We start from the raw sequence: 8,383 nt of genomic DNA on the forward strand, positions 1-8,383 counted from the left end.
CGCGGCCCTGCGGCACACCGGCGGCACGGACGGGGCCGTATCCGGCGCGGACGACGAGGACGACGAGGACGACGGGGACGACGGTGCCGGGCCCGCGGACGCGGACGCGGAGCGGCCGCACGTCCGTGAGCGCGACCTCCTCGACGCGGTGGACGCGATCCGGCCGATCTCGCTGTCCACGACGGACACCCTGGCCACGGGCGGGCTGACCCTCGACGACGTCGGGGACATGCGGGAGGTGAAACGGTCGCTGACGGAGACGCTGCTGTGGCCGCTGCGCTATCCCGACTCGTTCGCGCGGCTGGGGGTCACCCCCGCCCGCGGCGTGCTGCTCTACGGGCCGCCGGGCGGCGGCAAGACCTTCCTGGTGCGGGCGTTGGCGGGCACGGGGGCACTGAACGTGTTCTCGGTCAAGGGCGCCGAACTGATGGACAAGTGGGTGGGCGAGTCCGAGCGCGCCGTGCGCGAGTTGTTCCGCAGGGCGGCGGAGGCCGCCCCGTCGATGATCTTCCTCGACGAGGTGGACGCACTCGCGCCGCGACGGGGGCAGTCCGGTGACTCGGGGGTGGCCGACCGGGTGGTGGCGGCACTGCTCACCGAGCTGGACGGGGTGGAACCACTGCGCGACGTCGTCGTCGTGGGGGCGACCAACCGGCCGGAGCTGGTGGACCCGGCGCTGCTGCGGCCCGGCCGGTTGGAGCGGTCGTTGTCCGTACCGCCGCCGGACGCCGAGGCCCGCACCGAGATTCTGCGGGCGAGCGCCCGGAACACGCCGCTGGCCCCGGACGTCGACCTGTCCGCGCTGGCCGCGGAACTGGAGGGCTACTCGGCGGCCGACTGCGCGGCACTGGTCCGGGAGGCGGCCCTGGTCGCGCTGCGGGAGTCGCTGGAGGCGACCGAGGTCACCGCGGCGCACCTGACGGCGGCGCGGGAGGTGGTGCGGCCCTCCCTGGACGCGGAGCAGCTCGCCGCACTGGCCGCCTACACCGGGTCCCGCTGATCCCCGGGCCGACGCGACGTCCCGGGCACGGGCTCACTTCGGGTCGACGGGGCCGTCGTAGTCCCTGGTCACGATGACGACGAGGCCGGGGCTGGCGTCGGAGATGCCGTCGAAGCGGGGTTCGACCCGCAGATCGAAGTCGTCGCCCAGGGCGTGCGCGAGTCGTTCCTCGTCGGTGCCGGGGCGGAAGTACACGGTGCTGTTCGGGATGATCCCGTCCGAGTAGTTGGCGACCTCGACGACGTTCCAGCCCCGCGCTCGCAGGTCGTCGCCCGCGTCGGTGGCGAGACCGGAGATGTCGCTGTTGTTGTACACCCGCACGGCGGTCTCCTCAACCGAGGCCTGCCGGTCGTCGCCGCGGTCACCGTCGGTGCCGTCCCCGTCGGCGTCGCCGTCCTCGGCACCGGTCTTGTCCCCGCCCGTGTCCCGGCCGGGCTCGCCCCCGTCGGCGCCGTCGTTCCCGGAGGCCCCGTCGTCCCCGGAGGCACCGTCGTCGGTCCCGTCCCCGGAGTCGGGGCCGTCCTCCCCGCGCCCGGGGTCGTCGGGGGTGTCACCGTGGTCGCCCCCGCCCGGATCCGGTTCGGCACTCCCGGCGGCCGCGGTGTCGGCGGGATCCTCTCCGGTCACCACCGAGACCCCACCGAGCGCCGTCGCCACCACGGCGACCGCGATCAGCCCCAGTCCCGCGGCCCGCATCGGCCTGGACACTCCGTCGAAGACGCTCATGGCAGTTCAATCCCCAACCGCCGTGCCGCGCGGGTGCGCTGCCGGGACGCACGCACCTTCCGAAGCCGCTTGACCAGCATCGGGTCCGCACGCATGGCTTCCTGCTTGTCGATGAGCTTGTTCAGGATCTGGTAGTACCGGGTCGGCGAGACACCGAACCGGTCCCGGATCGCCTGTTCCTTGGCGCCCGCGTACCGCCACCACTGGTGTTCGAAGGCGAGAATGTCGACCTCACGCTCGGACAGACCGTCCGCGGACCCCGCCCGCGGGGGCTCGGTCTGCGCGGGCTCGGCCTGCCCGGACCCGGCCTGTGCGGGCCCCATCTGCGGGGGCGGCCGCTCGTCCGGGGCCGTCGACTCCGCGGCGGCGTCCATCTGGCTCCTCGTCGGCTCGGGCACGTCAGTATCCCGCGCGATCGTCGCGCACCGTCATTAGATCACGCCGGAAGGCCGAAAGCCCGGAGCATGCCCGGCGCGTCCGGGTGGTGACTCTCGCCTAGGATGACCCACCGTGACGATCCACCCCATCCGCATCGCGGGAGACCCGGTCCTGCACACGCGCACCCGCGAGGTCGAGACGTTCGACGCCGACCTCGCCACGCTCGTCGACGACATGTTCGAGACGATGTACGCGGCGGAGGGTGTCGGCCTCGCGGCCAACCAGATCGGCGTCGACCTGCGGCTGTTCGTCTACGACTGCCCGGACGACGAGGGTGTGCGGCACAAGGGACTGGTGGTCAACCCCCGGCTGGAGACCAGCGGGATCCCGGAGACCATGCCGGACCCGGACGACGACTGGGAGGGCTGCCTCTCGGTTCCGGGCGAGTCCTACCCGACCGGGCGGGCCTCCTGGGCGAAGGTCACCGGCTGTGACGTCGAGGGCACCCCGATCGAGGTGGAGGGCACCGGCTACTTCGCGCGCTGCCTCCAGCACGAGACCGACCACCTCGACGGCTACCTCTACCTGGACCGGCTCATCGGCCGCCACTCCCGAGCCGCGAAAAAGATGCTCAAATCCAACAGGTGGGGCGTACCGGGCAACTCCTGGCTCCCACCCGCCCCCTGACCCTCCGTAGTTGCCGTGAAGGGCACATTCGCTGCGTGTGGCGCAGTGAATGTGCCCCTCGCTGCGTGCAACGCAGGGAAGGTGCCCTTCACGACAAAACCCGTGCCGTGACCCGGGTGGCGGGTTGTCGGTGTGGGTGGGGCGTGGCTAGGGTCGCTCGGGTAGGAAGACAACAGCACATCGCGGGAGCTCGCGCCCTGGCGGGCTGAGAGGGCGGCTGGTGTCCGATTCGACCGGACCCGGCGCCGCCGACCGCACGAACCTGACCGGGTAATGCCGGCGTAGGGAGTGGATTCGTCGTGACGACGCTGAACAACGGCGCCACCGCAGAGCACAACGACACCGGTGACGGCACCGGTGACGGCGCTGCCGGACCGGGGGTCACCACCGGACCGATCACCGGCTCACGCAAGATCTACCACTCGACCGCCTCGGGCCTGCGCGTCCCGGCGCGGCGTATCGACCTCTCCGACGGGGAGCACTTCGACGTCTACGACACCTCGGGGCCCTACACCGACCCCGAAGCCACCATCGACGTCCACACCGGACTGGACCGCACGCGGGCGGCGTGGCACGAGGGCTCCGAGCACGACACCCAACTCGGCCGGGCGAAGGCCGGGGTGATCACCCCGGAGATGGAGTTCGTCGCCGCACGCGAGCGCGTCGATCCGGAGTTCGTCCGCGCGGAGGTGGCGCGCGGACGTGCGGTGATCCCCGCCAACCGCTGCCACCCCGAATCCGAACCGATGATCATCGGGAAGAACTTCCTGGTGAAGGTCAACGCCAACATGGGTAACTCGGCCGTGTGGTCGTCGGTCGAGCAGGAGGTGGACAAGCTGGTGTGGGCGACCCGCTGGGGCGCCGACACCGTGATGGATCTGTCCACCGGCAGCAACATCCACGCCACCCGCGAGCGGATCCTGCGCAACTCCCCCGTTCCGGTCGGTACCGTCCCGATCTACCAGGCGCTGGAGAAGGTCGGGGGCGAGCCGGAGAAGCTGTCCTGGGAGGTCTACCGGGACACCGTCGTCGAGCAGTGCGAGCAGGGCGTCGACTACATGACCGTGCACGCGGGCGTGCTGCTGCGCTACGTCCCGCTGACGGCCGAGCGGGTCACCGGGATCGTCTCCCGCGGCGGCTCGATCATGGCGGCGTGGTGCCTGGCCCACCACCGGGAGTCGTTCCTGTACACGCACTTCGCGGAACTGTGCGAGATCCTGCGCGCCTACGACGTCACCTTCTCCCTCGGGGACGGGCTGCGGCCGGGGTCGATCGCCGACGCCAACGACCGGGCCCAGTTCGCCGAGCTGGAGACCCTGGGCGAGCTCACCCACCTCGCGCGCGAGCACGACGTGCAGGTGATGATCGAGGGCCCCGGCCACGTGCCGATGCACAAGATCAAGAAGAACGTCGAGTTGGAGGAACAGCTCTGCGGGGAGGCGCCGTTCTACACGCTCGGTCCACTCGCGACGGATGTCGCCCCCGCCTACGACCACATCACCTCGGCGATCGGTGCGGCGCAGATCGGCTGGTACGGCACCGCGATGCTGTGCTACGTCACCCCGAAGGAGCACCTGGGCCTGCCGAACCGGGACGACGTGAAGACCGGCGTGATCAGCTACAAGATCGCCGCGCACAGTGCCGACCTCGCCAAGGAGCACCCGTACGCGCAGGAGTGGGACGACGCCGTGTCCCGGGCGCGGTTCGAGTTCCGCTGGCACGACCAGTTCAACCTCTCCCTCGACCCGGACACCGCGCGGGCGTTCCACGACGAGACCCTGCCCGCCGAACCCGCCAAGACCGCGCACTTCTGCTCGATGTGTGGGCCGAAGTTCTGCTCGATGCGCATCACCCACGACGTCCGCCGCTACGCCGAGGAGCACGGGCTGTCCAGTGTGGACGCGATCGAGGCCGGGATGCGGGACAAGGCGCGGGAGTTCGGCGAACGCGGTAACCAGGTCTACCTCCCGGTGGTCGAGCCGTGACCCGGGCCCCGCGCACACCGGCGACCGGGAGGGCACCGGAGACCCCGAGAACCGCGCTGACCGTCGCCGGGTCGGATTCCGGTGGTGGGGCGGGCATCCAGGCGGATCTGCGCACCTTCTTCGCCTGCGGGGTCCACGGGATGACCGCGGTCACCGCGGTCACCGTGCAGAACTCACTCGGGGTGGACGGCTTCACGGAGATCCCGCCGGACGTCGTGACCGCGCAGATGCGCACCGTCGCCGGGGACATGGGTGTCGACGCGGCGAAAACCGGCATGCTCGCCTCGGCCGACATCATCCGCACGGTCGCGACCACGGCCGACGACCTCGGCATCGGGCGTGGACCGGGGCGCACCCCGCTCGTCGTCGACCCGGTGGCCGCGTCCATGCACGGGGACCCCCTCCTACGGGACGAGGCGCTGGAGGCGATCCGCACCGAGCTGTTCCCCCGCGCCACGCTGGTCACCCCGAACCTGGACGAGGTCCGGCTGCTGACCGGCGTCCGGGTGACCGACGCCGACAGCAGGCGCGCCGCCGCCGACGCCCTGCTGGAGCTGGGGCCGCGGTGGGTCCTGGTGAAGGGGGGACATCTGGCCGAGGACCCGCGCTGTGTGGACCTTCTCGCGGACGGCACCGACTACGTCGACCTCGAAGGCCCGCGGTACGAGACCGAGCACACCCACGGCGGTGGGGACACGCTCGCCTCGGCGGTCACGGCCCACCTCGCGCGGGGCCTGGACGTGCCCGACGCCGTGGCGAAGGGCAAGCGGTTCATCGAACGCTGCGTCGCCGAGTCGTATCCGCTGGGTGCCGGGGTCGGGCCGGTGTCCCCGTTCTGGCGGCTGGCCCCGGAGGAGTGAGCCGGGCGGGGCCGTGGGCCACCTCCGCGGGGGCGGCCGGGCGTGGGTGAGACTGGGGGGATGAGCGACAACCAGCCTCCCGCGGCGTTGACCATCGCCGGGTCCGACTCCGGGGGCGCCGCCGGTCTGGAGGCGGACCTGCGGACGTTCCTCACGTGTGGTGTCCACGGCCTCGTCGCCGTCACGGCCGTGACGGTGCAGAACACCCTCGGCGTGCACGACCGTTCCGACGTCCCGGCCCGGATCGTGGCCGGGCAGATCGAGGCGGTCGCCGCCGACATGGGGCTGCAGGCGGCCAAGACCGGGATGCTCGCCTCCGCCGAGATCATCCACGCGGTCGCGGCGGCGTGCGACCGGGCGGGCATCGGGCGCACCGACGGCATCCCGTTCGTGGTCGACCCCGTGGCGGCCTCCATGCACGGGCACCCGCTGTTCGACGACGCCGGGCTGGCGGCGCTGCGCGACGAACTGCTCCCCCGCGCCACGGCGGTCACGCCGAACCTGGACGAGGTCCGGCTGCTCACCGGGATCGAGGTCACCCGGCGCGAGCACATGCCCGACGCCGCACTGGCACTGCGGGAGCTCGGCCCGCGCTACGTCCTGGTCAAGGGCGGGCACCTCGCCGACGACCCGGAGTGTGTGGACCTGCTGTACGACGGCGAGACGTTCACCGAGCTGCCGGGTCCCCGGTTGGACACCCCGCACACCCACGGCGCGGGGGACGCGATGGCCTCGGCGTTCACCGCCGGCTTGGCCCGTGGCGAGAGCGTGCCGGAGGCGGCCCGGCTGGCGAAGTGGTACGTGATCAACGCGGTGCGGAACTCGTACCCGATGGGCGCGAAGGTGGGCCCCGTCTCGGCGTTCTGGCGTGTCGCCGACGAGGACGCCCAGCGCTGATCCGCCGGCACAGGCGACGGATCACCGAAGCCCGCCGTGGCCACTCGGCAGCCTTGCGGTGTCAACTCGCGGGACTGGAGTGGCGACTCGCCGGCCTACGGCGTCAACTCGCGGTTCCGGGGTGTCAACTCGCGGGACTGGAGTGGCGACTCGCGGGGGTGGGGTGGCGACTCGCGGGGGTGGGGTCAGACGTCGTCGTCGGCGAGGAGGGCTTCCAGGGCGGGGACGGCGGCGGCGAGGGCGTCGCGGTGTTCCGGGGTGAGCCGGTCGATCCGCCTGCTCAGCTCGTTGATGCGGGTGGCGGTGACGCCGGAGAGCAGGCTCTGCCCCGCGTCGGTGACCGTGACCAGCCACGCCCTGCGGTCCACCGGGTCCGACTCCCGCCGCACGTAGCCCTGCTCGGCCAGGGCGGAGACGATGCGGGACATGGTCGCCGCCGCGACGCCCTCCTTGGCGGCCAGATCACCCAGCCGGAGCCGCCCGCACGCGGCCAGCGTCGCCAACGCCGAGATCGCCCCGTGCCCGGGTCCGGGCGCGCCCGCCTGACGCAACGACCGGGACAGCCTGCCGATCGTGAGGAACAGCCTGCCGGGAACGTCCTGTGCCGACGTGCTCACTTCTCGAAGGCTCCTTCGGTCCACGTGCTCTCCCGCTCCCGCGCACCCGGCTACGCACCGGATGTCCGGACGTGCGGGTCACTTTACGTGGTCGGGCGGCCGCCGCATCCGCGCTCCCCACATTCCCGCTCCCCCGTACCGCCCGCACACCCCGTGCGACGGGAGTGTCAGCGGGGCGGGCTCGACGCCTGGGCCCAGAACCGGCGCGGGATGCGCCCCGCCTCGCGCGCGAGACGTCCCGCGGTGACCGCCGAGGCCATCGCCCGCGCCATGCGTTCCGGTGCCTGTGCCCTGGTCACCGCCGTGGACAGCAACACGGCCTCGCAGCCGAGTTCCATGGCCAGGGCGGCGTCGGAGGCGGTCCCGACACCGGCGTCCAGGATGATCGGCACCCCGGCCCGGGACACGATCAGTTCGAGGTTGTGCGGGTTGCGGATGCCCAGTCCCGTACCGATCGGCGAGCCCAACGGCATCACCGCCGCGCACCCGGCCTCCTCCAGCCGCAGTGCCAGCACCGGGTCGTCGTTGGTGTAGGCCAGCACCGTGAAGCCGTCGGCGACGAGCTGTTCGGCCGCCTCCAGGGTCTCCACCGGGTCCGGCAACAGGGTCCGGTCGTCCGCGTGCACCTCCAGCTTCACCAGGTCGGTGTCCAGCGCCTCCCGCGCCAGCCGGGCGGTGAGGACGGCCTCGGCCGCGGTGCGGCAGCCCGCCGTGTTCGGCAGCACCGCGATGCCGAGCCGCCGCAGCAGGTCGAGCACGCCGGAGCCGCCCTCCGTGTCGGCCCGGCGCAGGGCGACGGTGGTCAGTCCGGTTCCGGAGGCCACGAGGGCCCGCTGGAGGACGTCGAGGTTGCCCGCGCCCCCCGTGCCGAGGATCAGCCGGGAGTCGAGCTTGTGGTCGCCGAGGACCAGCGGGTCCTCGGGGGTGGTCGTGTCGGCGGACGTCATCGTGCTGTGCTCAGCCTCCCTGCACCGCGGTCATGATCTCCATGCGCGCGCCGTCGCGCACGACGACGTCGCTCCAGCGCCCCCGCTGCACGACCTCCCCGTCGAGCGCCACGGCGATCCCCTTCGCGTCACCCCACGCGGCCGCGAGCACGTCGGCGACGGTGCTGCCGTCCGGCACGCGCCGGGTATCCCCGTTGACGTGAACGTCCATCACAGCGACTCCTCACTGTCGGTCCGGTCCGGGTGCGCGCCCGCCACGCCCCTCGGTGGCGCGGCGCCGGCGAGC

General features: G+C 72.5%; 10 protein-coding genes. 5 read left to right on the plus strand and 5 right to left on the minus strand.

Annotation, left to right across the window (positions count from 1 at the left end; translation table 11 throughout):
• Positions 1 to 1,000 (plus strand): ATP-binding protein (locus tag ACTIR_RS22235; RefSeq protein ID WP_154663695.1); only part of this gene is annotated, 1,000 nt, incomplete at its 5' end.
• Between the two features lie 33 nt (positions 1,001 to 1,033).
• Here the strand turns inward: ACTIR_RS22235 and ACTIR_RS0107515 are convergent.
• Both ACTIR_RS0107515 and ACTIR_RS0107520 read right to left on the minus strand, forming a co-directional pair.
• Complete coding sequence (locus ACTIR_RS0107515; protein WP_026453801.1) at positions 1,034 to 1,726, minus strand: LytR C-terminal domain-containing protein; 693 nt, start codon at positions 1,724 to 1,726, stop codon at positions 1,034 to 1,036.
• Positions 1,723 to 2,049, minus strand: a complete 327-nt coding sequence (locus ACTIR_RS0107520; RefSeq protein ID WP_411431320.1) for a DUF3263 domain-containing protein — start codon at positions 2,047 to 2,049, stop codon at positions 1,723 to 1,725. Before ACTIR_RS0107520 ends, ACTIR_RS0107515 begins: the two co-directional genes overlap by 4 nt.
• Positions 2,050 to 2,236: 187 nt before the next feature.
• On the opposite strand from ACTIR_RS0107520, the gene ACTIR_RS0107525 reads away from it, so the two are divergent.
• The 4 genes from ACTIR_RS0107525 (at position 2,237) to thiD (ACTIR_RS0107540) (ending at position 6,533) form a co-directional block, all read left to right on the plus strand.
• Positions 2,237 to 2,791 (plus strand): peptide deformylase, encoded by a 555-nt coding sequence (locus tag ACTIR_RS0107525; protein WP_026453803.1) that lies wholly within the window; start codon positions 2,237 to 2,239, stop codon positions 2,789 to 2,791.
• Between the two features lie 299 nt (positions 2,792 to 3,090).
• A complete protein-coding gene (gene thiC, locus ACTIR_RS0107530; protein WP_026453804.1) occupies positions 3,091 to 4,776 on the plus strand; it encodes a phosphomethylpyrimidine synthase ThiC in 1,686 nt (561 codons plus the stop codon).
• Positions 4,773 to 5,636, plus strand: coding sequence for a bifunctional hydroxymethylpyrimidine kinase/phosphomethylpyrimidine kinase (thiD, locus tag ACTIR_RS0107535; protein ID WP_052583762.1), 864 nt, complete (start codon positions 4,773 to 4,775; stop codon positions 5,634 to 5,636). The genes thiC and thiD (ACTIR_RS0107535) overlap by 4 nt, the downstream gene beginning before the upstream one ends.
• Positions 5,637 to 5,696: 60 nt before the next feature.
• On the plus strand, positions 5,697 to 6,533 hold the full coding sequence (gene thiD, locus ACTIR_RS0107540) for a bifunctional hydroxymethylpyrimidine kinase/phosphomethylpyrimidine kinase (protein WP_026453806.1): 837 nt from the start codon (positions 5,697 to 5,699) through the stop codon (positions 6,531 to 6,533).
• 185 nt (positions 6,534 to 6,718) lie between these two features.
• Here the strand turns inward: thiD (ACTIR_RS0107540) and ACTIR_RS0107545 are convergent, their stop codons facing one another.
• From ACTIR_RS0107545 to thiS, 3 genes are all read right to left on the minus strand, one after another.
• Positions 6,719 to 7,150: a MarR family winged helix-turn-helix transcriptional regulator gene (locus tag ACTIR_RS0107545; RefSeq protein WP_007025330.1), complete on the minus strand. Its 432-nt coding sequence runs from the start codon at positions 7,148 to 7,150 to the stop codon at positions 6,719 to 6,721.
• Between the two features lie 167 nt (positions 7,151 to 7,317).
• Positions 7,318 to 8,097, minus strand: coding sequence for a thiazole synthase (thiG, locus tag ACTIR_RS0107550; RefSeq protein ID WP_026453807.1), 780 nt, complete (start codon positions 8,095 to 8,097; stop codon positions 7,318 to 7,320).
• 10 nt (positions 8,098 to 8,107) lie between these two features.
• Positions 8,108 to 8,308, minus strand: a complete 201-nt coding sequence (gene thiS / locus ACTIR_RS0107555) for a sulfur carrier protein ThiS (RefSeq protein ID WP_007025332.1) — start codon at positions 8,306 to 8,308, stop codon at positions 8,108 to 8,110.
• Positions 8,309 to 8,383 lie beyond the last annotated feature (75 nt).

The sequence above is a fragment of the Saccharomonospora iraqiensis subsp. iraqiensis genome (genome assembly GCF_000430445.1).
In the GTDB taxonomy this organism is placed as follows: Bacteria; Actinomycetota; Actinomycetes; order Mycobacteriales; family Pseudonocardiaceae; genus Saccharomonospora; species Saccharomonospora iraqiensis.